Source organism: Enterobacter cloacae complex sp. GF14B (assembly GCF_004136805.1).
GTDB lineage: Bacteria > Pseudomonadota > Gammaproteobacteria > Enterobacterales > Enterobacteriaceae > Enterobacter > Enterobacter hormaechei_C.
Genome location: NZ_QFRV01000038.1, coordinates 1 through 24810 on the forward strand (window position 1 = coordinate 1; position 24810 = coordinate 24810).

At 56.5% G+C, this 24810-nt stretch carries 22 protein-coding genes and 1 pseudogene; 14 read left to right on the plus strand and 9 right to left on the minus strand.

The genetic code is table 11. From position 1 onward, the window contains the following. The 4 genes from katG to metB all read right to left on the minus strand — a co-directional run. Window positions 1-1466: catalase/peroxidase HPI (katG, locus tag DD606_RS13745; RefSeq protein ID WP_129258773.1), on the minus strand; the 1466-nt coding region annotated here is incomplete at its 3' end. A gap of 144 nt (window positions 1467-1610) precedes the next feature. Beyond that, window positions 1611-2501, minus strand: coding sequence for a methylenetetrahydrofolate reductase (gene metF / locus DD606_RS13750; protein ID WP_003862045.1), 891 nt, complete (start codon window positions 2499-2501; stop codon window positions 1611-1613). Between the two features lie 226 nt (window positions 2502-2727). Then, window positions 2728-5160, minus strand: a complete 2433-nt coding sequence (locus tag DD606_RS13755; RefSeq protein ID WP_003862044.1) for a bifunctional aspartate kinase/homoserine dehydrogenase II — start codon at window positions 5158-5160, stop codon at window positions 2728-2730. 2 nt (window positions 5161-5162) lie between these two features. Further along, the gene (metB, locus tag DD606_RS13760) at window positions 5163-6323 is read right to left on the minus strand and encodes a cystathionine gamma-synthase (RefSeq protein ID WP_017383102.1); all 1161 of its coding nucleotides are present in this window, start codon (window positions 6321-6323) and stop codon (window positions 5163-5165) included. A 275-nt stretch (window positions 6324-6598) separates the two neighbouring features. Between metB and metJ the strand changes: the two genes are divergently transcribed. Continuing rightward, window positions 6599-6916, plus strand: coding sequence for a met regulon transcriptional regulator MetJ (gene metJ / locus DD606_RS13765; RefSeq protein WP_003862042.1), 318 nt, complete (start codon window positions 6599-6601; stop codon window positions 6914-6916). 42 nt (window positions 6917-6958) lie between these two features. Here metJ and DD606_RS13770 read toward each other — a convergent pair whose 3' ends face one another. Both DD606_RS13770 and rpmE read right to left on the minus strand, forming a co-directional pair. Then, window positions 6959-7639 (minus strand): oligogalacturonate-specific porin KdgM family protein, encoded by a 681-nt coding sequence (locus DD606_RS13770; RefSeq protein ID WP_032608106.1) that lies wholly within the window; start codon window positions 7637-7639, stop codon window positions 6959-6961. 321 nt (window positions 7640-7960) lie between these two features. Further along, the gene (gene rpmE, locus DD606_RS13775) at window positions 7961-8173 is read right to left on the minus strand and encodes a 50S ribosomal protein L31 (RefSeq protein WP_003862040.1); all 213 of its coding nucleotides are present in this window, start codon (window positions 8171-8173) and stop codon (window positions 7961-7963) included. Window positions 8174-8373: 200 nt separating this feature from the next. Here rpmE and priA point away from each other — a divergent pair, with 200 nt between their 5' ends. The 7 genes from priA to rraA all read left to right on the plus strand — a co-directional run bounded on the left by priA (window position 8374) and on the right by rraA (window position 16309). After that, a complete protein-coding gene (priA, locus tag DD606_RS13780; protein WP_023315037.1) occupies window positions 8374-10569 on the plus strand; it encodes a primosomal protein N' in 2196 nt (731 codons plus the stop codon). Between the two features lie 119 nt (window positions 10570-10688). Next, complete coding sequence (gene cytR / locus DD606_RS13785) at window positions 10689-11714, plus strand: DNA-binding transcriptional regulator CytR (protein ID WP_003862038.1); 1026 nt, start codon at window positions 10689-10691, stop codon at window positions 11712-11714. 92 nt (window positions 11715-11806) lie between these two features. Next, window positions 11807-12775 (plus strand): cell division protein FtsN, encoded by a 969-nt coding sequence (gene ftsN / locus DD606_RS13790; protein ID WP_003862037.1) that lies wholly within the window; start codon window positions 11807-11809, stop codon window positions 12773-12775. 94 nt (window positions 12776-12869) lie between these two features. Beyond that, window positions 12870-13400, plus strand: coding sequence for an ATP-dependent protease subunit HslV (gene hslV / locus DD606_RS13795; protein ID WP_003862036.1), 531 nt, complete (start codon window positions 12870-12872; stop codon window positions 13398-13400). 9 nt (window positions 13401-13409) lie between these two features. Next, on the plus strand, window positions 13410-14741 hold the full coding sequence (gene hslU / locus DD606_RS13800; RefSeq protein WP_003862035.1) for an HslU--HslV peptidase ATPase subunit: 1332 nt from the start codon (window positions 13410-13412) through the stop codon (window positions 14739-14741). A 63-nt stretch (window positions 14742-14804) separates the two neighbouring features. Further along, the gene (gene menA / locus DD606_RS13805; RefSeq protein WP_114078568.1) at window positions 14805-15731 is read left to right on the plus strand and encodes a 1,4-dihydroxy-2-naphthoate polyprenyltransferase; all 927 of its coding nucleotides are present in this window, start codon (window positions 14805-14807) and stop codon (window positions 15729-15731) included. Window positions 15732-15823: 92 nt separating this feature from the next. Beyond that, the gene (rraA, locus tag DD606_RS13810; RefSeq protein ID WP_003862032.1) at window positions 15824-16309 is read left to right on the plus strand and encodes a ribonuclease E activity regulator RraA; all 486 of its coding nucleotides are present in this window, start codon (window positions 15824-15826) and stop codon (window positions 16307-16309) included. Between the two features lie 80 nt (window positions 16310-16389). Here rraA and zapB read toward each other — a convergent pair whose 3' ends face one another. Then, complete coding sequence (zapB, locus tag DD606_RS13815) at window positions 16390-16629, minus strand: septal ring assembly protein ZapB (RefSeq protein ID WP_003862031.1); 240 nt, start codon at window positions 16627-16629, stop codon at window positions 16390-16392. Window positions 16630-17028: 399 nt separating this feature from the next. Here zapB and DD606_RS13820 point away from each other — a divergent pair, with 399 nt between their 5' ends. The 4 genes from DD606_RS13820 to fpr all read left to right on the plus strand — a co-directional run bounded on the left by DD606_RS13820 (window position 17029) and on the right by fpr (window position 21381). Further along, entirely contained in the window at window positions 17029-17874 is an 846-nt protein-coding gene (locus DD606_RS13820; RefSeq protein WP_003862030.1) for an MIP/aquaporin family protein, read from the plus strand. A 21-nt stretch (window positions 17875-17895) separates the two neighbouring features. Beyond that, window positions 17896-19404, plus strand: a complete 1509-nt coding sequence (glpK, locus tag DD606_RS13825; protein ID WP_003862028.1) for a glycerol kinase GlpK — start codon at window positions 17896-17898, stop codon at window positions 19402-19404. A 123-nt stretch (window positions 19405-19527) separates the two neighbouring features. Then, window positions 19528-20538, plus strand: coding sequence for a class II fructose-bisphosphatase (gene glpX / locus DD606_RS13830; RefSeq protein WP_023315041.1), 1011 nt, complete (start codon window positions 19528-19530; stop codon window positions 20536-20538). Window positions 20539-20634: 96 nt separating this feature from the next. Beyond that, a complete protein-coding gene (gene fpr / locus DD606_RS13835) occupies window positions 20635-21381 on the plus strand; it encodes a ferredoxin--NADP(+) reductase (protein WP_003862024.1) in 747 nt (248 codons plus the stop codon). Here fpr and DD606_RS13840 read toward each other — a convergent pair whose 3' ends face one another. Then, on the minus strand, window positions 21382-21801 hold the full coding sequence (locus DD606_RS13840) for a DUF805 domain-containing protein (protein WP_003862022.1): 420 nt from the start codon (window positions 21799-21801) through the stop codon (window positions 21382-21384). It lies immediately after the preceding gene. Between the two features lie 112 nt (window positions 21802-21913). Here DD606_RS13840 and DD606_RS13845 point away from each other — a divergent pair, with 112 nt between their 5' ends. Beyond that, window positions 21914-22510, plus strand: a complete 597-nt coding sequence (locus DD606_RS13845; protein ID WP_003862020.1) for a DUF1454 family protein — start codon at window positions 21914-21916, stop codon at window positions 22508-22510. A 111-nt stretch (window positions 22511-22621) separates the two neighbouring features. Beyond that, window positions 22622-23389, plus strand: a complete 768-nt coding sequence (gene tpiA, locus DD606_RS13850; RefSeq protein ID WP_003862019.1) for a triose-phosphate isomerase — start codon at window positions 22622-22624, stop codon at window positions 23387-23389. A gap of 47 nt (window positions 23390-23436) precedes the next feature. Here tpiA and DD606_RS13855 read toward each other — a convergent pair. Continuing rightward, window positions 23437-24740: pseudogene (locus tag DD606_RS13855) on the minus strand (SLC13 family permease). Window positions 24741-24810: the final 70 nt, after the last annotated feature.

The window sequence follows — 24810 nt, forward strand, 5'->3', positions numbered from 1 at the left end:
CCGTTAGCGCCGCCACGCTTGTCGCCGCCGCGGAAGGTCGATGCCGACGCCCAGGCCACGGAAACCAGCTCGCTCACGGAGAGACCAGAGGCCGCGATTTCCGCTTTCAGGCTTTCAATATCTTCCTGCGTCGGATGGAACACCGGCTGAGGCAGCGGATCCTGCCAAATCAAATCTTCTTTCGGCACTTCCGGGCCAATGTACCGCGCTTTTGGCCCCATATCGCGATGGGTCAGCTTGAACCACGCGCGCGCAAAGGCTTCGTTGAAGGCCTGCGGATCGTTCAGGAAGCGACGGGAAATTTTCTCGAATTCCGGATCAAAACGCAGCGTCAGGTCGGTGACCAGCATGGTTGGCTTGCGTTTTTTCGACGGGTCAAACGGGTCAGGCATAATTTCTGGCGCATCCACGGCTTCAAACTGAATGGCGCCCGCCGGGCTACGTGTCTGCACCCATTCGTATTTGAACAGGTTCTCGAAGAAGTAGTTGCTCCACTGGGTCGGGGTTTGAGACCAGATAACTTCCAGCCCGGAGGTGATGGCGTCAGCGCCAATACCGGTGCCGTGCGTGCTGGCCCAGCCCAGACCCTGCGCTTCAATCGGCGACGCTTCCGGGTCAGTGCCCACATGCGTGGCTTCGCCTGCGCCGTGCGTTTTACCGAGCGTATGGCCGCCTGCAATCAGCGCGACGGTCTCTTCGTCGTTCATGCCCATATTGCCAAAGGTAGCGCGGATCGCCGCCGCCGCAGACAGCGGTTCACCGCTGGCGTTTGGCCCTTCCGGGTTAACGTAAATCAGGCCCATTTCAGTGGCCGCAAGCGGGCGCTTCGCCAGCGCTTCCGGGTCACGGTGGGTCAGCCAGGCTTTTTCATCGCCCCAGTTCACATCCAGATCCGGTTCCCAGACGTCTTCACGCCCGGCACCGAAACCAAAAGTGCGGAAGCCGGAGTTCTCCAGCGCCACGTTACCCGCGAGGATAAACAGGTCGGCCCAGGAGATTTTTTGTCCGTATTTTTGCTTAACTGGCCACAGCAGACGGCGAGCCTTATCCAGGCTGACGTTATCAGGCCAGGAGTTCAGCGGCGCAAAACGTTGCTGGCCGCGCCCCGCGCCGCCGCGACCGTCAACGGAGCGATAGGTACCCGCACCGTGCCAGGCCATACGAATAAACAGGCCCGCATAGCTTCCCCAGTCGGCAGGCCACCACGGTTGTGAGTCGGTTAAAAGGGCTTTGAGATCGCCCTTAAGGGCGGAATAGTCGAGCTTGCTGAATTCTTTGCGGTAGTCGAAGTCTTCACCCAGCGGGTTCGAACGGTTGGAATGTTGGTTTAGAAGATCGATGCGGAGTTGTTTAGGCCACCAATCTTTGCTGCCGGTACCTGCACCCGCGCTGTGATCGACGCCGCCCTGGTGGAACGGACATTTGCCGGCGGATGCCGCGTTATTGGTCTCGTCTGACATGCTCATCGCTATGCTCCCTTTACAGTGTTACCGTTACGATATACACCACTAGCGATAAGAGATAGTTGAATTAATCCACAGATTCGATAGCTAATACCTTTTAACTCTCTGTTCGATTAAAAAACCCTCGTTTTATGAGGGCTTTTTACTTTACAGCGCCGGGCGAACACCGAGCGTATGGCAAATGGCATAGCTCATTTCCGCGCGATTCAGGGTATAGAAATGGAAATCTTTCACCCCTTCGCGGCTTAAAATCTTCACCATGTCCATCGCGATATTGGCCCCCACCAGCTTGCGGGTTTCCGGGTCGTCGTCCAGCCCTTCATACATTTTGGACATCCACAGCGGAATGCGCACGTTGGTCATATCCGCGAATTTCTTCGCCTGTTTGAAGTTCGAGACCGGCAGAATACCAGGGATGATTTCGACATCAATACCTGCCGAGACGCAGCGGTCACGAAAGCGCAGGTAGCTTTCAACGTCAAAGAAGAACTGAGTAATCGCACGGTTAGCACCAGCCTCCACTTTACGCTTCAGGTTGAGCAGATCCGCCTGGGCACTTTTGGCTTCCGGGTGAACTTCAGGGTAGGCGGCCACGGAGATATCAAAGTCGGCAACGTCTTTCAGCAGGCCGACCAGATCGGCGGCAAACATCTCTGGCTTACCGCTGCCTGGCGGGAGGTCGCCGCGCAGGGCCACAATGTGGCGAATGCCGTTATTCCAGTAGTCCTGGGCAATGGCGCGCAGTTCATCACGGGTGGCGTCGATACAGGTCAGGTGCGGCGCCGCTTCCAGACCGGTTCGGTCTTTAATGCCCTTAATGATGCTGTGCGTGCGGTCACGCTCACCGGAGTTGGCGCCGTAGGTCACGGAGACGAACTTCGGCTTGAGGCTGCTCAGGCGATCGATAGAGCTCCACAGGGTTTGCTCCATTTCACTGGTGCGCGGCGGGAAAAATTCAAAAGAGACGTTAATCTGGCCGTTTACTTCGGCCAGGCTCTGGTTCAGTGCTTCCCGCTGGTTGGCGTGAAAAAAGCTCATACCCTACCCCTATCAATCGCGTGTCATTGTCTGTTGTGTTGTGAACTTCTATACGTTTAGACGTCCAGATGTAAAAATGACGGAAAAGCGGGATGACGTCAACAGAAATAATCAACATTAACGGTGAGGTTTGTTCAGGGAAGATGAAGGGCATTCATGATGGGGGTGAGTGCGGTCTGATACCCTCACCCCGACCCTCTCCCACAGGGAGAGGGAAATGCAGACGTTACAGCAGCTTAGCCAGACGATTAATGTCGGACTGAATGGCTCCGGCGGTGACATCGCGCCCCGCGCCCGGGCCACGGATCACCAGCGGGTTATCGCGGTACCAGCGGCTTTCGATGGCGAAGACGTTGTCGCATGGCAGGAGCGCCGCCAGCGGATGTTCAGGACGCACCGCCTCCACGCCCACGCGCGCTTTACCGTTCGCCTCGAAGCGCGCCACGTAACGCAGCACCAGCCCCATCTCGTTAGCTGCTTCCAGACGTTGCACCATCTGCTCGTTCAGCTCGTCGCCGTTCTCGAAGAAGTGATCGACGGACCCTTCCTCGCAGCCCGCAGGCACCAGCGACTCAACGCGTACCTGACCCGGCTCAATGTCGTAGCCGGCTTCACGCGCCAGGATCACCAGCTTGCGCATCACATCTTTACCGGCAAGGTCAACGCGCGGATCCGGCTCGGTTAAGCCCTGCTGCCACGCCTGATCCACCAGGTCGGTGAACGGAACGGTGCCGTCAAACTGCAAAAACAGCCAGGAGAGCGTGCCGGAGAAGATCCCGCTCAGCGCCAGAATGCTGTCGCCGCTTTCAATCAGGTCGCGCACGGTATGGTTCACCGGCAGGCCCGCGCCAACGGTGGCGTTATACAGCCAGTGACGACCCGTTTTTTCGAATGCGTCATGGATCTGACGGTATTTATCAGTGCTGCTCGCGCCCGCCAGCTTGTTGGCGCTGATGACGTGGAACCCGTGGCTGGCGAAATCCAGATACTGATCGGCCAGCTGCTCGCTGGCGGTCACATCCAGCACTACCAGATCGTCATACGGGTGCGCACGCATCCACAGGAACAGCGACTCTTCATCTTGCTCGACGGCTTCATCATTAAAGAAGGCCAGCGCGCGGCTGGCATCCAGCCCTTCGTAGTTCAGCAGGCTGCGGCGGCTGTCCACCACGCCTGCGAGAATGAATTCGAACCCGGTACGCGCCGAGAGCGTGACCTGTTCGCGGGCGAACAGCTCCAGCCAGCGGGAACCGATGTTGCCTTTACCAAACAGCACCAGGCCGATGCGTTTTTCCGCACGGAACAGGGAGGTATGCAGGCCCTGAATCAGGCTTTCGGTTGGCCCTTTACGCAGAACGGCAACCAGGCTGATGCCCTCTTCTGATTGCCAGGTGAACTCCACCGGCTGGCCTTTCAGCTGCTGCCAGAAGCGGTGGCAGTGGAGCGGGTTACGGGTGACGCCCGCGCCCACCATCGCCACCAGCGCCAGCCCCTGACGCAGGCGAAGCTCGCCCGGCAGGCCCGCTTCATCCAGAATTTTCAGGGCGCTGTCCACCACTTCAGCGGTATAGCAGAACTGCAACAGCTGACGATCGTTATGTACGCCAACGGCCAGCGGACGCACCTGGGCACGTTTCAGGATGGTGTCGATATCTTTGTGCGCCAGTTTGAAATCCTGGCCCGCAGGCACCTGGAACTCAATCAGGCAGATGTCATCGTGGCTGGTGACAATGCGCGCGCCCGTACCGGATGCCAGCACGCGCTCGATGCGGGTGGAACCCTGATCCGGCGTGTAGCTACAGCGTAGTTGCAGGTCGATGTCGCTGCCGGAAACCGGCTGTAGCGTGCGCGCGTGCAGCACCGGGGCCGCCAGACGCGCCAGCTCGCTCGCTTCGTCGAGACGCAGCAGCGGCAGCAGGCAGGCATCTTTCACTTTGCGCGGGTCCGCGCTGTACACACCGGCCACGTCGCTCCAGATGGTGACGCGGGACACGCCCGCCAGGGCACCAATCTGTGTTGCCGAGTAGTCAGAGCCGTTACGGCCCAGCAGAACGGTTTCGCCGGCATTGCTGCGGCTGATAAAGCCGGTGACGACAATACGTTTACCGGGATGTTGCACCAGCAGCTGTTGCAGCAGTGGGTAGGACAACCCTTCGTCCACCTGCGGCTGCGCGGCACGTTCGGCACGCAGGAAATCACGCGCGTCGAGCCAGGCGGCTTCCACACCCAGGTGTTGCAGCACGGCGGCCATCAGGCGCGCAGACCACACTTCACCGTGGCCAACCACTTCGGCATACACCGCATCGGTAATGCCGCTGTCCAGCAGAGCGGCCAGACGCTCAAGGTCGTGCGTAAAAGCGCTAATCAGCCCGTCCGCCACGTCCGCAGGCAGCAAACCGGCAATCAGTTCGCTCTGGTAACGACGTAAGGACTGTTGCACCTGATGCGCAGAGAGGCGATCGGTCTGGCTCAGTTTCAGCCAGCTAATCAACTGGTTGGTGGTGCTGCCTGCCGCAGAGACAACCATCATGTCCCCCGGCTGTGAATACTCGGTCATGATCCCTGCGACACGCAGGTAACATTTCACATCAGCAAGACTACTACCACCAAACTTGTGCAGCTGACGACCCTTCGCCCCTGCCTGCGCTATCACACTCATGATTACCCCTTGGCTGCGACCCGGAAGCCATTTTCCAGATCGGCAATTAAATCTTCAGAATCTTCAATACCGGTCGAGATACGCAGCAGCGTCTCGGAAATCCCGGCGGCGGCACGTGCTTCGGGTGCCATACCTGCGTGCGTCATAGTTGCGGCGTGGGAGATCAAGCTTTCTACTCCCCCTAAGGATTCCGCCAGCGTAAACAATGACAACCCGCTCAGGAAGCGACGCAGCGTTTGCTCGTCACCGTCCAGTTCAAAACTTAACATCGCGCCAAATCCTTTCTGTTGGCGCGCGGCAATCTCGTGCCCCTGGTTTTCCGGCAGCGACGGGTGATAAAGCTTTTTCACCAGCGGCTGGGTTTTCAGGAAATCCACGATCGCCTGGGCATTACGCTGCGCCACGTCCATACGCGGTGATAGCGTGCGAATACCGCGCAGCAGCAAATAGCTGTCGAACGCGCCCGCGGTGACGCCAATGTTATTGGCCCACCATGCCAGTTCGGTGACAACGTCGGGATCTTTGGCAATCACCACGCCCGCCACCACGTCAGAATGGCCGTTCAGATATTTCGTGCATGAATGCAACACCAGATCGGCACCCAGTGCCAGTGGGTTCTGAAGGGCCGGACTGAGGAACGTATTATCCACTACACTTATCGCTCCCGCATCCCTTGCGAGCTGACAAATTTTCGCAATATCGACTACGCGCAACAATGGATTGCTTGGACTTTCCACCAGAACCAGCTTCGGCTGCTCGGCAAGCGCCTGTTTCAGCGCCTGTTCGTCGTTTTGATCGACAAACAGCACACGGTAGCAGCCACGTTTCGCCAGGCTATCAAACAGACGATAGCTGCCGCCGTAACAGTCGTGTGGCGCCACCAGCAGATCGCCAGGTTTCAGGAACACTGTGGTTACCAGGTGAATGGCAGACATGCCGGTATTGGTTAATACCGCCCCTGCGCCGCCTTCCAGTTCCGCCAGCGCGCGCTGGGTGACGTCGCGCGTAGGATTGCCGCGACGCGAGTAGTCATGCGCGCGAGGTTCATTAAATCCGGTGAAATTATAGGTACTGGAGAGATGAATTGGCGGGACAACGCAGCCGTACTGCTCGTCATCATTCAATCCGCTACGCACTGCGATGGTGGCCTGTTTACGCGTCATGGTGAGGCTTCCTGGCGAATGAGGTGAAAAGTCAGGCACCAGAGTAAACATTGAAAGTATGGACGTCAATACATCTGGACATCTAAACTTCTTTGCGTATAGATTGAGCAATGCGCAAATAGCCGTTAAAATTATATGCTTTAGGACACGCTACAGCGGCAATATCCGTGCCTCGGTATCGTCTCTACGGTAAACTACGCAAGATTACGGTTCAAAACTGATGGTTACGGGTTTTGCACCTTTAGATTAATGACTGAGAGGATTAAAGGTATCTCATGGCTGAATGGAGCGGCGAATATATCAGCCCATACGCTGAGCACGGTAAGAAGAGTGAGCAAGTCAAGAAAATCACGGTGTCCATTCCTCTGAAGGTGTTGAAGATCCTCACCGATGAACGTACGCGTCGTCAGGTGAACAACCTGCGTCACGCCACTAACAGCGAACTGCTGTGCGAAGCGTTCCTGCATGCGTTTACCGGCCAACCGTTGCCGAACGATGACGATCTGCGTAAAGAACGCAGTGACGAAATCCCGGAAGAGGCGAAGGTGATCATGCGTGAACTGGGTATCGACCCGGAGACCTGGGAATACTAACAGCGATGCGGTCCCGCTGAGGGTGCTCAGCGGGATGGTTTCTCAGAAGTTGTAACCTAAGCCGACACGCAGACGCGTTTGTCGGTCGTCAGTGGTAGCAGTGTTATAGCCGGAAGAGACATTACCCACCTCCACGAATGGCACCCACGAATCGATGTTATACGCCACGCGGAAGTTATATTCGTAATCCTCTTTTTTGTTGTTATACAGATCTTCGTTGTCGGCGAATTTATAAATTCCGTTCAGCTCAAACATCCAGTTATCAATATTATATCCCAGCCACATTTCCGGGCGATATACCAGTCTGTCATCTTTACCGTCTGCATTACGGCGGGTATATTCGGTACGATAACGGAACGCCGTCCACCAGCTGTCATTAATATTATACTGTACGCGTAAATAGGGTTTATAAATAGCCATGTCGTCACCCATTTCAACCGCGACACCCGGCTGCCAGATAAATCCCTGCCAGGTAAACTGGTAGCTGGCAGTATATTCGTTGCTGTTACTCTCCATATTATTGAGCGCATCATTAGATTGCTTTTCGTCTGAGCGTGAGACGGCCTCTACGGCCACACCAAAGCCCGTCCCGAAACGGTGTGACATGTATACACGGTCATAGTTACGTCCATCGTCGTAATACTCGTGTCGGTAATCAACATATCCCGCCTGCGCCGCGCACGATAGTAATGGAAGCACGAATAAAAGTTGCTTCAGTTTCATCCTTTTTCCCTCAAAGTAAATACACCCTGAAAGCCATCGCTGTTGAAATGGCAAATAAGAATTTATGTCGAGCGCAGTGTAATTTTACACCCAGAGGGAAACCTTTTATTTATTGCCATATCCGGCAATAAAATGGCAAACAGGCCAAGAATACAGAGATAAAGCTCACTATCCGTATAAATAGGAATATATTAAGACACGGTGATTATTTTTCGGAAAAATTAAAATATATATTTGAAGAGAAAATATAAATACAGAATTAATTCAGGAAAGATATTACAGGCACAAAAAAACCGCCCGGAGGCGGTTTCTTCTGGATGCTTATTTAGCGCCCGGGATGCTGAAACGCTTGTTGAAGCGGTCAACACGGCCACCGGTTGCAACATCACGCTGCTTACCAGTGTAGAACGGGTGGCATTTGCCGCACACGTCCAGGTTCAGATCGTGACCCACGGTAGAGCGGATCTGGATAGAGTTACCGCAAGAGCAGTTTGCAGTAATCATTTCGTATTTCGGGTGAATATCTTTTTTCATGGGAGAACCTCAGTTAAGGCCGCGTCGCTCTTCCAGCCCTAACGCCAGACACCACGCGATGTTGAATGTAAGTTCTTTGGCGTAAAATACACCAAAGGCGGCGAATCATACAGAATTTGACCAACGTATGCAAACTGATCCGCACGCCGCTTTCACTAATGTGTATACTAACGCGCCACTTTTCAAGTCAGGAAGATTCGATGCCCGTCGCTCACGTTGCCCTGCCCGTTCCGCTTCCCCGCACCTTTGACTACCTGCTGCCCGACAGCATGAGCGCCAAAGCGGGCTGTCGCGTGACCGTGCCGTTTGGCAAACAGCAGCGCGTGGGGATCGTGGTGTCCGTCAGTAATAAAAGCGAACTGCCGCTTAACGAGCTGAAATCGGTTGTTGAGGTGCTGGACAGCGAGCCGGTTTACTCCACCAGCACCTGGCGACTGCTGCTGTGGGCGGCAGATTATTATCATCATCCGATTGGCGATGTCCTGTTCCATGCCCTGCCCATTATGCTGCGCCAGGGTAAGAGCGCCAGCCACGCGCCAATGTGGTACTGGTTTGCCACCGAGCAGGGCCAGGCGGTGGACATTAACAGCCTGAAGCGCTCGCAAAAACAGCAGCAGGCGTTGGCCGCGCTGCGCCAGGGAAAAATCTGGCGCCATCAGGTCGACGAGCTTGAGGTAAGCGAAACCGCGTTGCAGGCATTAAGGAAGAAAGGGCTGAGCGAGCTGGCCAGTGAAGCACCTGCCCTTCACGACTGGCGCGACGGCTTTTCCGTCTCGGGCGATCGTCTGCGTCTGAATACCGAGCAGGCCACCGCCGTAGGCGCGATTCACAGCGCTGCCGATCGTTTTTCCGCCTGGCTGCTGGCGGGCGTCACCGGCTCCGGTAAAACCGAAGTGTATCTGAGCGTGCTGGAAAACGTGCTCGCGCAGGGCAAACAGGCGCTGGTGATGGTGCCGGAAATCGGCCTGACGCCGCAAACCATCGCGCGTTTCCGTGAACGTTTTAATGCGCCCGTTGAGGTTCTGCACTCCGGCCTGAACGACAGCGAGCGCCTCAGCGCCTGGCTGAAAGCGAAAAACGGCGAAGCGGCGATTGTGATCGGCACCCGTTCATCGCTGTTTACGCCGTTTAAAAATCTCGGCGTTATCGTGATCGATGAAGAGCATGACAGCTCCTATAAACAGCAGGAAGGCTGGCGCTATCACGCCCGCGACTTAGCCGTGTACCGCGCCCACAGCGAGCAAATCCCCATTATTCTCGGGTCTGCCACCCCCGCGCTTGAAACGCTGCACAACGTTCGCCAGCGTAAATACCACATGCTGCGCCTGACGCGCCGCGCGGGAAATGCCCGCCCGGCCATTCAGCATGTGCTGGATCTGAAAGGTCAGCAGGTGCAGGCCGGGTTAGCGCCTGCGCTGATTAGCCGCATGCGTCAGCATTTGCAGGCGGGCAACCAGGTGATCCTGTTCCTGAACCGCCGCGGCTTTGCGCCTGCGCTGCTGTGCCACGACTGCGGCTGGATCGCGGAGTGCCCGCGCTGCGATCACTACTACACCTTCCACCAGGCTCAGCGCCATTTGCGCTGCCACCACTGCGACAGCCAGCGTCCGGTCCCCCGTCAGTGCCCGTCCTGCGGCTCAACGCACATCGTGCCGGTCGGTCTGGGAACGGAACAGCTTGAACAGGCGCTCGCGCCCTTCTTCCCGGATGTGCCCATCTCCCGTATCGACAGGGATACCACCAGCCGTAAAGGGGCGCTTGAGCAGCAACTGGCGGAAGTACATCGTGGCGGCGCGCGTATCCTGATTGGTACTCAGATGCTGGCGAAAGGGCACCACTTCCCGGACGTGACGCTGGTCGCCCTGCTGGACGTCGACGGCGCGCTGTTCTCCGCGGATTTTCGCTCCGCCGAGCGTTTCGCCCAGCTTTATACCCAGGTTGCCGGTCGCGCTGGTCGAGCGGGTAAGCAGGGCGAGGTGGTGCTGCAAACGCACCACCCTGAACATCCGCTGCTGCAAACCCTGCTGCACAAAGGCTATGACGCCTTCGCGGACCAGGCGCTGGCCGAACGTCAGACGATGCAGCTTCCCCCGTGGACCAGCCACGTTATCATCCGTGCGGAAGACCATAATAACCAGCAGGCGCCGCTGTTCCTGCAACAGCTGAGAAACCTCCTGCAAGCCAGCCCGCTGGTGGATAATCAGCTGTGGATTTTAGGCCCGGTACCCGCGCTCGCCCCGAAACGCGGCGGCCGTTTCCGCTGGCAACTCTTACTTCAGCACCCCTCGCGTATCCGTTTACAGCAGATCGTCAGCGGCACGCTGGCGCTGATCAATACCCTGCCGGAAGCGCGAAAAGTGAAGTGGGTTCTGGACGTCGATCCGATTGAAGGCTGAAGACGGATCGAAAAATTTAATGCGCCTCACACTTTTTATGAAAATTCTGTAACCGATTCCATTAACTATCTGTAAAAATGGTGCGGTCCGCAGTTCGGTGTTCAGGCGAGGAGAAGACGTTGAAGTCCAGGAAAGAGGTTGCCTCGGCGACCATGAAAGACGTTGCCGAGAAAGCACAAGTCTCAACAGCAACCGTGTCCCGCGCATTGATGAACCCTGACAAAGTCTCCCAGGCGACCCGAAACCGGGTTGAAAAGGCGGCGCTTGAGGTCGGTTATTTTCCGCAAGCCATGGGGCGTAACGTAAAACGCAACGAATCCCGCACCATCCTGGTGATCGTGCCCGACATCTGCGATCCCTTCTTCAGCGAAATCATCCGCGGCATTGAAGTCACGGCCGCCGCCCAGGGCTATCTGGTGCTGATTGGCGATTGTGCCCACCAGAACCAGCAGGAAAAAACGTTCATCGACCTGATCATCACCAAGCAGATTGATGGCATGCTGCTGCTTGGCTCACGCCTGCCGTTTGATGCCAGCATTGAAGAACAGCGCAATTTACCGCCGATGGTCATGGCGAACGAATTCGCGCCGGAGCTGGAGCTGCCAACCGTTCATATCGATAACCTCACCGCCGCGTTCAACGCCGTGAACTATCTTCAGGAACTGGGGCATAAGCGCATCGGTTGTATCGCCGGACCAGAAGAGATGCCGCTGTGTCATTACCGCTTGCAGGGCTACGTTCAGGCGCTGCGCCGTACCGGGGCTATCGTCGATCCGCACTACATTGCGCGCGGTGATTTCACCTTTGAAGCGGGCGGGCAGGCGCTGGAAAAATTGCTGGCCTTGCCAGAACCGCCTACCGCGGTCTTCTGCCACAGCGACGTGATGGCGCTAGGGGCGTTATCCTACGCCAAACGTCACGGCCTGCGTGTGCCGCAGGACCTGTCGATAATCGGTTTTGATAATATTTCGCTTTCGGAGTTTTGCGATCCGCCGCTTTCGACCGTTGCACAGCCGCGGTATGACATTGGCCGGGAAGCGATGCTGCTTTTGCTGGATCAGCTGCACGGTCAAACAGTTAGCAGTGGGTCACGGCTACTGGATTGTGAGCTAATTGTGCGCGGCTCTACCCAGGCATTAACTTAAAGTAAATACCTTTCGACACCCTTATCTGGTCAAAGCCCCGTCGCTTAAGTAACATGGCGGGCTGACGAACGAATAAATACAGCGAAACGATAGTGGCACAACGAGATTATGTACGTCGCGGCCAGCCGGCACCTTCGCGACGCAAAAAGAGTAGTTCAAAAAGCAAGCAACGTAGCCTGTCTGCTGTCTCCCCAGCCATGGTCGCCATTGCTGCGGCCGTGCTGGTGGCCTTTATTGGCGGCCTCTACTTCATTACGCATCATAAAAAAGAAGAGTCTGAAGCCCTTCAGGGTAACAAGGTCGTCGGCAACGGCCTTCCTCCTAAGCCTGAAGAGCGCTGGCGCTACATTAAAGAGCTGGAAAGCCGCCAGCCTGGCGTACGTGCGCCTACCGAGCCTTCTGCCGGGGGTGAAGTGAAGAATGCCGATCAGCTGACGGACGAACAGCGTCAATTGCTCGCTCAGATGCAGGCGGACATGCGCCAGCAGCCTACGCAGTTGAACGAAGTGCCGTGGAACGAACAAACCCCGGCGCAGCGTCAGCAAACATTGCAGCGCCAGCGTCAGGCTCAGCAGCAAACGCAACAGCAGCAGTGGACGCAGACGCAGCCGGTACAGCAGCCGCGTTCACAACCGCAGCAGCAGACGCGTACCGTACAAACTCAGCCTGTCCAGCAGCAACCGAAGGCGCAGCCGCAGAAGCAAACGGCACAGCCGTATCAGGATCTGTTGCAGACGCCTGCGCATACCACTGCGCAACAGCCAAAAACGCAGCAGGCTGCGCCGGTCACCAAAGAGACCGAGGTGCCGAAGCAGACGGCTGAGAAAAAAGATGAACGCCGCTGGATGGTTCAGTGCGGTTCGTTTAAAGGCGCCGAACAGGCAGAAACGGTGCGTGCTCAGCTGGCATTTGAAGGATTTGACTCACGCATTACCACCAATAACGGCTGGAATCGCGTAGTGATTGGACCGGTCAAAGGCAAAGAAAACGCAGACGGCACCATTTCCCGTTTGAAAGTGGCTGGCCACACAAACTGCATTCGACTCGCCTCCGGGGGTTGAAACCCCCAAAATCCCCCCCATCTATCATTTAATTCAGCCCTGAGCACAGGCTCAGGGCTTCTGTTTCCCGAATCTGTAACCAGGGGGTCTGCTCGTGACAACAATAGTAAGTGTACGCCGTAACGGCCAGGTGGTAATTGCCGGTGATGGCCAGGCCACGCTGGGTAATACCGTCATGAAAGGCAACGTGAAGAAAGTACGTCGTCTTTATAACGACAAAGTGATCGCCGGTTTCGCAGGCGGCACGGCTGATGCCTTCACGCTGTTTGAACTGTTTGAACGCAAACTGGAAATGCATCAGGGTCATCTGGTGAAAGCCGCCGTTGAGCTGGCAAAAGACTGGCGTACCGACCGCATGCTACGCAAGCTCGAAGCGCTGCTGGCCGTGGCTGACGAAAACGCCTCGCTGATCATCACCGGTAACGGCGACGTAGTTCAGCCTGAAAACGACCTGATTGCCATCGGCTCTGGCGGCCCGTACGCCCAGGCCGCAGCCCGTGCGCTGTTGGAAAATACCGACATGAACGCGCGCGATATCGCGGTGAAAGCGTTGGATATTGCAGGTGATATCTGCATCTATACCAACCACAATCACACCATCGAAGAATTACCGTCTAAAGCGTAAGGATCGCCCATGTCTGAAATGACCCCACGCGAAATTGTCAGCGAACTGAACAAACACATTATCGGCCAGGACAATGCCAAGCGCTCCGTGGCTATCGCACTGCGTAACCGCTGGCGTCGCATGCAGCTCGACGAAGAGCTTCGCCACGAAGTGACGCCAAAAAATATTCTGATGATCGGCCCGACCGGTGTGGGTAAAACCGAAATCGCCCGTCGTCTGGCCAAACTGGCTAACGCGCCGTTCATCAAAGTTGAAGCCACTAAGTTCACCGAAGTGGGCTATGTGGGTAAAGAAGTGGACTCCATCATCCGCGATCTGACCGATTCGGCGATTAAGATGGTGCGCGTCCAGGCGATTGAAAAAAACCGCTATCGCGCCGAAGAGATGGCCGAAGAGCGTATTCTCGACGTGCTGATCCCACCGGCAAAAAACAACTGGGGACAGGCTGAACAGCAGTCTGAACCTTCTGCTGCGCGTCAGGCATTCCGCAAAAAACTGCGCGAAGGCGAGCTGGACGATAAAGAGATTGAGATCGATCTCGCTGCCGCGCCAATGGGTGTGGAAATTATGGCGCCTCCGGGCATGGAAGAGATGACCAGCCAGTTGCAGTCCATGTTCCAGAACCTGGGCGGGCAGAAGCAGAAAGCGCGTAAGCTGAAAATCAAAGACGCGATGAAGCTGCTGATTGAAGAAGAAGCCGCGAAGCTGGTTAACCCGGAGGAGCTGAAACAGGACGCTATCGACGCGGTTGAGCAGCACGGTATCGTGTTTATCGACGAAATCGACAAAATCTGTAAGCGCGGCAACGCGTCCGGCCCGGATGTCTCCCGCGAAGGCGTTCAGCGCGACCTGCTGCCGCTGGTGGAAGGGTGCACCGTCTCCACCAAGCACGGCATGGTTAAAACTGACCACATTCTGTTTATCGCCTCCGGTGCGTTCCAGATTGCCAGCCCGTCTGACCTGATCCCGGAACTCCAGGGTCGTCTGCCAATCCGCGTTGAGTTGCAGGCGCTGACCACCGAAGATTTCGAACGTATCCTGACTGAGCCAAACGCTTCTGTGACCGTACAGTACAAAGCGCTGATGGCGACCGAAGGCGTGAACATTGAATTTACCGATGACGGTATCAAGCGCATCGCCCAGGCCGCGTGGCAGGTCAACGAAACCACCGAGAACATCGGTGCGCGTCGTCTGCACACCGTGCTGGAACGCCTGATGGAAGACATCTCTTATGATGCGAGCGACCTTAACGGTCAAAGCATTACCATTGACGCAGACTATGTGGGCAAACACCTGGATGCGTTAGTGGCAGATGAAGATCTGAGCCGTTTTATTCTATAATCGCGTTCAATGCATTTTCATCACTGTTGATGGGGGCTATTGCCCCCATTTTTTATTGGCTAAATAACTATGACTGATATCAGCCGTACGCAGGCGTGGCTCGAAAGTCTGCGCCCTAAAACGCTTCCTCTGGCTTTTGCCGCTATTATTGTCGGCACCGCGCTTGCCTGGTGGCAGGGTCATTTCGATCCGCTGGTAGCAGGTCTGGCGCTCATTACCGCCGGGCTGCTGCAAATCCTCTCTAACCTCGCGAATGATTATGGCGATGCGGTAAAAGGCAGCGACAAGCCTGACCGTATCGGGCCGCTGCGCGGGATGCAAAAAGGGGTGATCACCCAGGCACAGATGAAGCGGGCGTTGATTATCACCGTGGTGTTAATTTGCCTGTCCGGGCTGGCGCTGGTGACGGTCGCCTCGAAAACCACCAGCGACTTCATTGGCTTCCTAGTGCTGGGCCTGCTCGCCATTATCGCGGCCATTACCTATACCGTCGGCACGCGCCCTTACGGATATATTGGCCTGGGCGATATCTCCGTGCTGGTTTTCTTCGGCTGGCTAAGCGTGATGGGAAGCTGGTACTTGCAGGCGCATACGGTGATCCCTGCCCTGTTCCTGCCCGCGACCGCCTGTGGCCTGCTGGCGACAGCGGTGCTAAATATCAATAACCTGCGCGACATCGACAGCGACTGCGAGAACGGTAAAAACACCCTTGCGGTGCGTCTGGGGCCGGTGAATGCACGCCGCTATCACGCCTGCCTGCTCATCGGCGCGCTGGTCTGCCTGGCGCTGTTCAACCTGATTTCTCTGCACAGCCTGTGGGGCTGGCTGTTTGTGCTCGCCGCACCGCTGTTGATTAAGCAGGCCCGCTATGTCATGCGTGAACTCAGCCCGGCCGCCATGCCGCCGATGCTGGAACGCACGGTAAAAGGCGCGTTACTGACTAACCTGCTGTTCGTCATCGGGATTGTCTTAAGCCAGACGCTGAGTTAGCTGACAAATATCAATTAACAATTGATGATTTTGCCAACAACGCATTTCGCACGATATACTGAACACATTCGCAGCAACAGAGCGTTAAACCTATGAAATACGATACCTCCGAGCTTTGTGACATCTACCAGGAAGATGTCAACGTCGTTGAACCCCTGTTCTCCAACTTTGGTGGACGGTCTTCGTTTGGCGGACAAATCATCACGGTGAAATGTTTCGAGGACAACGGGTTGCTGTACGATCTGCTCGAAGAGAACGGCCGTGGCCGCGTTCTGCTGGTGGATGGTGGCGGTTCAGTGCGCCGTGCACTGATCGATGCGGACCTCGCCCGCCTTGCGGTGCAAAACGAGTGGGAAGGGATTGTGGTCTACGGCTCCGTGCGCCAGGTGGACGATCTGGAAGATCTGGATATCGGTATTCAGGCCATTGCCGCCATTCCGGTTGGCGCAGCGGGTGAAGGCATCGGCGAAAGCGACGTGCGCGTTAACTTCGGCGGCGTGACCTTCTTCTCGGGTGACCACCTTTATGCTGACAATACCGGCATTATCCTTTCTGAGGATGCGCTGGATATTGAGTAGTTAATCGGTAAGCGAGATGCATAAAAAAGCCGGGTGGCGGCTACGCCTTACCCGGCCTGTTCAATTCATTCCCAAGGAAATCAGACTTCTTCCATACGTCCCAGCAGCGCCTGCAAGCGTTCCTGCCAGCCGTTCTGCTGTTCGCGCAGCTGGTTGTTTTCGCGCTCCAGTTCTTCGCGGCTGTGCTGAGCATTCTGAACTTCCTGAGACAGGGAGTTGTTCTTCTCTTTCAGCTCTTCAATTTCCATTTGCAGCAGCGTGATGGTGTCAATCGCCTGCTGTACTTTCGATTCCAGTTTCTCAAACACTTCTAAAGACATGATCCTACCTCTCCTGAATTGCAAGGCGACGCTTTAACGTAAACGCGCACAACATATGTTCCGATTGTATGGAGCGCCGTCGCCCCTGTCCAGCGGCATGCCACGCAGATCGCGGTTTGCAACACTTTTCGGCCTCGTCCTGGTGCGTTCGCCGCATATACCCCTAAGTTGTTAACCCATAAGTTAAAGAAATGATTCAACCCAGAATCATTACCTGTTGCAAAAACGCGCTTTATGGCGCGAAAACGCTCATTTTATTGACACAGACCACACATTTCGATTTCGATATTTCTCGTTTGTGCTCGTTAACGATAAATTAACACTATGTCTACAGGGCATCGTGACTGTCACGGGCGGTCACGCAAACAATAAACATTACTCTTTTGCAGGATTCCGATTATGAGTCAGACATCAACCTTAAAAGGCCAGTGCATTGCCGAGTTCCTGGGTACCGGGTTGTTGATATTCTTCGGAGTAGGCTGTGTCGCTGCACTGAAAGTGGCGGGTGCCAGTTTTGGTCAGTGGGAAATCAGTATTATCTGGGGTCTGGGCGTGGCGATGGCCATCTACCTGACCGCAGGGGTTTCCGGCGCACATCTTAACCCGGCGGTGACCATCGCGTTGTGGCTATTCGCGTGCTTTGACGGACGCAAAGTTGTTCCTTTCATCATTTCGCAATTTGCCGGCGCCTTTTGCGCAGCGGCGTTAGTTTACGGGCTTTATTACAATCTTTTCATCGACTTCGAACAGACGCATCATATGGTGCGTGGCAGTGTCGAAAGTCTGGATCTGGCAGGCATTTTCTCAACGTATCCGAATCCGCATATCAATTTTGTGCAGGCGTTCGCAGTTGAAATGGTGATTACCGCTATTCTGATGGGCGTCATTATGGCGCTGGGCGACGACGGAAACGGCATTCCGCGCGGCCCGCTGGCACCACTTCTGATTGGCCTTCTGATTGCGGTGATTGGCGCATCCATGGGTCCGCTGACCGGTTTTGCGATGAATCCGGCGCGTGACCTGGGTCCAAAAACCTTCGCCTTCTTTGCGGGATGGGGCGATGTCGCCTTCACGGGCGGCAAAGACATTCCTTACTTCCTGGTTCCGCTGTTCGGGCCAATTGTAGGGGCGGCGCTGGGCGCATTCGGCTATCGCAAATTAATTGGTCGCCACTTACCGTGCGACACCTGTGTGGAAGAGGAAAAAGAGACAACTTCCACCACACAACAAAAAGCTTCGCTGTAATCTGACTACGGGACACATACCATGACCGAAAAAAAATATATCGTTGCGCTCGACCAGGGCACTACCAGCTCCCGCGCTGTCGTAATGGATCATGACGCGAACATTGTCAGCGTGTCTCAACGCGAATTTGAGCAAATTTATCCGCGTCCAGGCTGGGTTGAACACGACCCGATGGAGATCTGGGCGTCACAAAGCTCCACGCTGGTGGAAGTGCTGGCGAAAGCCGACATCAGTTCTGACCAGATTGCCGCTATCGGTATCACCAACCAGCGTGAAACGACTGTGGTCTGGGAGCGCGAAACCGGTAAGCCCATCTACAACGCCATCGTCTGGCAGTGCCGCCGTACGTCAGAGATCTGCGAACAGCTGAAGCGCGACGGGATGGAAGAGTACGTGCGCAGCGCCACCGGCCTGGTGGTTGACCCCTATTTCTCCGGCACCAAAGTGAAGTGGATCCTCGACCACGTGGAAGGTTCACGCGAGCGCGCACGTCGTGGCGAGCTGCTCTTCGGTACCGTCGATACCTGGCTTATCTGGAAGATGACTCAGGGACGCGTTCACGTCACCGACTACACCAACGCCTCGCGCACCATGCTGTTCAACATCAACACTCTGGAGTGGGATGACAAGATGCTGGACGCGCTGGACATTCCGCGAGCGATGCTGCCAGACGTGCGTAAATCTTCAGAAGTGTACGGCCAGACCAACATTGGCGGTAAAGGCGGCACGCGTATTCCTATCGCCGGTATCGCCGGTGACCAGCAGGCAGCCCTGTTCGGCCAGCTGTGCGTAAAAGAAGGGATGGCGAAGAACACCTACGGCACCGGCTGCTTTATGCTGATGAACACGGGCGAGAAAGCGGTGAAATCAGAAAACGGTCTGCTGACCACCATCGCCTGCGGCCCGCGCGGCGAAGTGAACTATGCCCTGGAAGGCGCGGTATTCATGGCGGGTGCCTCCATTCAGTGGCTGCGCGACGAGATGAAGCTGATTAGCGACGCGTTTGACTCCGAATACTTCGCGACCAAAGTGAAAGACACCAACGGCGTGTACGTGGTGCCAGCGTTCACCGGTCTGGGCGCACCGTACTGGGATCCGTACGCCCGCGGCGCGATTTTCGGCCTGACGCGCGGCGTGAACTCAAACCACATCATTCGCGCGACGCTGGAATCCATCGCCTACCAGACGCGCGACGTGCTGGAAGCGATGCAGGCTGACTCTGGCATTCGTCTGCACGCCCTGCGCGTGGACGGCGGTGCAGTAGCCAACAACTTTCTGATGCAGTTCCAGTCCGACATTCTGGGCACTCGCGTTGAACGTCCTGAGGTGCGAGAAGTGACGGCGCTGGGCGCGGCGTATCTGGCAGGTCTGGCGGTTGGCTTCTGGCAAAACCTCGACGAGCTTCAGGAAAAAGCGGTTATCGAACGCGAATTCCGTCCTGGCATCGAAACCACCGAGCGCAACTACCGCTACAGCGGCTGGAAGAAAGCGGTGAAACGTGCCCTGGCGTGGGAAGAGCACGACGAGTAAGCCTATATTCCCTCTCCCCTGGGGAGAGGGTTAGGGTGAGGGGCTCCAACCGCACCGGTCCCCTCGCCCCTCCCCACTCTGTGATAAACTTCGTGCAATTCCTTTTGATTGTACGAGTACCTCATGAAACGTGAACTTGCTATCGAGTTTTCCCGCGTCACCGAAGCTGCCGCCCTCGCAGGCTACAAGTGGCTGGGCCGTGGCGACAAAAATACCGCAGACGGCGCAGCCGTCCACGCCATGCGCATTGTGCTTAATCAGGTTAACATCGACGGCACTATCGTCATCGGTGAAGGCGAGATCGACGAAGCGCCGATGCTCTACATCGGTGAAAAGGTCGGGACCGGCAAAGGCGATGCGGTGGATATCGCGGTCGACCCGATCGAAGGCACGCGCATGACGGCGATGGGCCAGGCCAACGCGCTGGCGGTACTGGCGGTGGGCGATAAGGGCTGCTTCCTCAACGCGCCCGATATGTACATGGAAAAGCTGATCGTCGGTCCTGGCGCTAAAGGCGCTATCGACCTTAGTCTGCCGCTGGACGCCAACCTGCGCAATATCGCTGCGGCGCTGGGTAAAGCGCTCAGCGAACTCACCGTGACCATTCTGGCAAAACCGCGCCACGACGCCACCATCGCGTACCTGCAAACGCTTGGCGTGCGCGTATTTGCTATTCCGGATGGCGACGTTGCCGCCTCTATTCTGACCTGCATGCCTGACAGCGAAGTCGACGTGCTTTACGGCATCGGCGGCGCGCCGGAGGGTGTGGTCTCTGCGGCAGTGATCCGCGCGCTGGACGGCGATATGCAGGCGCGTCTGCTGCCACGCCATGAGGTGAAAGGCGACAGCGACGAGAACCTTCGCATTGGTGCAGACGAACTGGCGCGCTGCGCGGCGATGGGCATCGAGGCCAATAAAGTGCTCGCGCTAAACGAGATGGCCCGCAGCGATAACGTGGTCTTCTCCGCAACCGGCATCACCAAAGGCGATCTGCTGGACGGCATCACCCGCAAGGGCAACATGGCCACCACTGAAACCCTGCTGATCCGCGGTAAATCCCGCACTATTCGCCGCATTAAGTCCATTCATTATCTCGATCGTAAAGATCCGGACGTACAGACGCACATTCTGTAAAACCGTTTGATCGATAGAGCTTTCCGGCCCGAATGGGCTGGAAATGTTTCCCACAAGTACGGAAGATAGAAGAGAGAAACAGCACAGGAGAAGATCATGGCGGACTGGGTAACAGGTAAAGTCACAAAGGTACAGTTCTGGACCGATGCGCTATTTAGCCTCACGCTGCACGCTCCCGTTCATCCGTTTACTGCCGGGCAGTTTGCCAAACTCGGGCTGGATATCGACGGTGAACGCGTACAGCGCGCCTACTCTTACGTTAATGCGCCTGATAACCCGGACCTTGAGTTCTATCTGGTCACCGTCCCGGACGGTAAGCTCAGCCCGCGCCTCGCTGCGCTGAAGCCAGGCGATGAAGTGCAGATTGTCTCCGACGCGGCGGGGTTCTTCGTGCTGGATGAAATCCCCGACTGTGATACGCTCTGGATGCTGGCGACCGGCACGGCCATCGGCCCGTATCTTTCCATTCTGCAATACGGCAAAGATCTGGAGCGCTTTAAAAATATCGTGCTGGTTCACGCCGCGCGCTACGCCGCAGACCTGAGCTATTTGCCGCAGATGCAGGCGCTGGAACAGCGATATGGCGGAAAGTTAAAAATTCAGACGGTGGTCAGCCGCGAAACCGCAGCTGGCTCGTTAACCGGTCGCGTTCCGGCGTTGATTGAAAGCGGCGCGCTGGAAGAGGCGGTGGGTTTACCGATGAATACCGAAACCAGCCATGTGATGCTGTGCGGTAACCCGCAGATGGTACGCGATACGCAGCAGCTGCTGAAAGATACCCGACAGATGACGAAGCACCTTCGCCGCCGGCCGGGCCACATGACCGCTGAACACTACTGGTGATCAGCGGTACTTCACCTCAAGGGTATCTTTTCCATATTTGTTCTCGCTCTGGGTGCCGATAAACGCGCCCAGTTCGACAACCATCATTACAAAGATAACCGTCGGCAGCAGTCTGCCCACCACCCATGGGAGGATTGAGGGCAGCAATGACCAGTTCCCCGCCACCAGCATCCACGCCAGAATAATCAGGAAAGCCCATGCGCCGGAGCGGCCACGATCGTGCAGACGTTTCACCACCACGGCGGCGGTTGGCCACAGTAAACAGACCAGCGCAAATGCCGCGGTTTGCGTGCTCAGCCATGCGTTGTAGGCAACAAAAAACAGAAGCAGCATGGCGACAACCCACGTTGCAATCCAGATCCAGAAGTCACGGCGCCCAATACGCCCTTTGAATGAAAACAGCCACTGCTGTATGGTCATGTAAGGTTCCTTATTATTGTTTAGCCCGCATTTTACCCTGGAGTTGTGACCTTTTGACAAGCCGACCAGATATCGTTTTAATCATGGGCAATGACGGCCAGGGGCAATGTTGATGAAAAGTTCGGCACACTCTCTTTATTTGTGTTTAGCGATGCTGAGCGCCAGTTTTTCCCTGTACGCCACGGAAACGGCTTCCCCGGTCACCGCCCCCTATCTTCTGGCGGGCGCTCCCTCTTTCGATCAATCTATCAGCCAGTTCCGCGAAGCCTTCAACAAAGAAAATCCCTCACTTCCGTTGGGAGAGTTCCGAGCGATTGACAGCGCCCGCGATACGCCGACCCTGACCCGCGCGGCCAGCAAAATTAACGAGAATCTGTATGCCTCTACCGCCCTTGAGCGCGGAACGTTAAAAATCAAAAGCATGCAGATCACCTGGCTGCCGATTCAGGGGCCAGAGCAGAAAGCGGCGAAAGCGAAAGCGCTGGAGTACATGAGCGCTATTCTGCGCGCCTTTACCCCCACCTTCACGAAAGCACAAAGCCAGCAAAAGCTGCAAAAACTTCTTACCGCGGGGAAAAACAAACGCTATTACGCCGATACGGAAGGTGCCGTTCGCTATGTCGTCGCAGATAACGGCGAAAAGGGGCTGACCTTCGCGGTTGAACCGATTAAGCTGGCCCTATCAGACGCACTCGAGGGGGCGAATTAATGACAAAAAGCAAAGCCTTTCGAGGGAAAATCTCTATACTGATTCACAGACCATGCTGCCCTTAAGGGTGGCCATATTCCTTAATTCGCTTATTGAGCGTGGAGAATTGAAATGCGACATCCTTTAGTGATGGGTAACTGGAAACTGAACGGCAGCCGCCACATGGTAAACGAACTGGTTGCTAACCTGCGTAAAGAGCTGGCTGGCGTGACCGGCTGCGCGGTTGCTATCGCTCCGCCGGATATGTACCTGGATCTGGCTAAACGTGCCGCTGACGGCAGCCACATCATTCTGGGCGCGCAGAACGTTGACGTTAACCTGTCTGGCGCGTTTACCGGTGAAACCTCCGCTGAAATGCTGAAAGACATCGGCGCGAAATACATCATCATCGGCCACTCTGAGCGTCGCACCTACCACAAAGAATCTGACGAGTTCATCGCGAAGAAATTCGCTGTGCTGAAAGAGCAGGGTCTGATCCCGGTTCTGTGCATCGGTGAAACCGAGGCAGAAAACGAAGCGGGTAAAACCGAAGAAGTGTGCGCACGTCAGATCGACGCTGTGCTGAAAACCCAGGGCGCGGCAGCGTTCGAAGGCGCGGTTATCGCTTACGAGCCAGTCTGGGCGATCGGTACAGGCAAATCTGCAACCCCTGCGCAGGCACAGGCGGTGCACAAGTTCATTCGTGACCACATTGCAAAAGCAGACGCGAAAGTGGCGGAGCAGGTCATCATCCAGTACGGCGGTTCCGTTAACGCATCAAACGCAGCTGAGCTGTTCACCCAGCCAGACATCGATGGCGCGCTGGTGGGCGGCGCATCCCTGAAAGCAGACGCTTTCGCGGTGATCGTTAAAGCGGCAGAAGCGGCTAAGCAGGCGTAATTGCCTTTGGGGCGGGTGGCGCTTCGCTAACCCGCCCTACAAAACCACTACAAACGTCCTAATACGCTAAACCACAAATAATCCAGCGGCAGCAGCACCAGATACGTCGCAATCGCCAGCGCCAGGCAGAGCAGCATCCCCGCCTTCGCAGGCACTTTCCCTAAGCCCATCGCCACCACAATTGGCGACGCCTGATACGGCAGCAGCGGTGTGGAATACCCCAGCACCTGGATCATGATCACCGACAGCAGCGGGAAGCCGGTCGCGTCCGAGAAGCTCTGCGCCAGCGTGGTGTACAGCGCCGGAACGCCATTGGCGGTCATAATGAAGTTGAGCGCCGTGGTGATCCCCGTCAGCGCCAGGAAGCTGGTAAACGGGCGATCTGCATCCAGCGGCATGATATGGAGCAACGCCTCGCCTACGGCCGCACCGATACCGGTCTGCGTCACCGTAATGGCCAGCCCGAGTATACCCGCGACGTAAATACAGGTGCGCATATTCACCCCCGCCGAGAACTCCTCCCCGGTGATAAAACCTATACGCGGCAGCATAACGACGACCGAGGCCGCCAGCCCTGTCCACGCTGGGCCCACGCCGTGCCAGCTCTCCGTCACCCACATCGTCAACACCACCGCCAGCAGCCAGGCGAGCCGTTTTTCGTCACGCCCCATCGGTTCCGATGGCGCGAGATCCTTCGCCGGTTTCGGGTTGCCGGGGAACAGCCAGCAGATCAGGCCAATCAGAATCAGGCCTTTGAGAATACCCAGCACCGGGGTGTGCAGCAGCAGATACGGAACATAGTTCAGGTGGATGCCGTATGAGCCTTCCGCCGCGCCGCTCATCACCAGGTTGGGCACGTTGGCGGGCAAAATAGTGGCCGAGAGCTGGAAGGTGCCAAACCCGACCGCCAGCGCCAGGCCAAACCAGGCCGCGAGCCATCAGGAATGCCGGCCCGCTTCGCCATCGCGGCGACAATCGGCATCAGCAGCGCAATACGTCCCATGTTCGACGGCATCACGAATGCCAGGGCATAGCTCAGTAGCACAACGCTTGCCACCATCAGCACCCAGGAGTCGGTAAGCTTTGCCGACAGCGCCCGGGCGGCCCTGTCCGCCAGGCCGGTTTTCCGAATCGCCACACCCAGCACAAAGCCGCTGAACACCAGCCAGAAGGCAGACGAGGCGAAGCCGCCGAAGATCACTTCCGGCGGGGCGATTCTGGCGGTCATCGCCGCCGTGAAAAACAGCAGCGCGGTGATAAATTCGGGCAACAGCGACGTCGCCCACAGCACGATGGTGACGCCGACGATCAGCGAGGGAAGCAGCAGAGGATGCGTTAACCAGAGCGACATACCTGTCTCCTGTAGAATTTTTCAGCAAGTCTACGGCGACAGGCAGGGCGAGTAAACGCTATTTATGGTG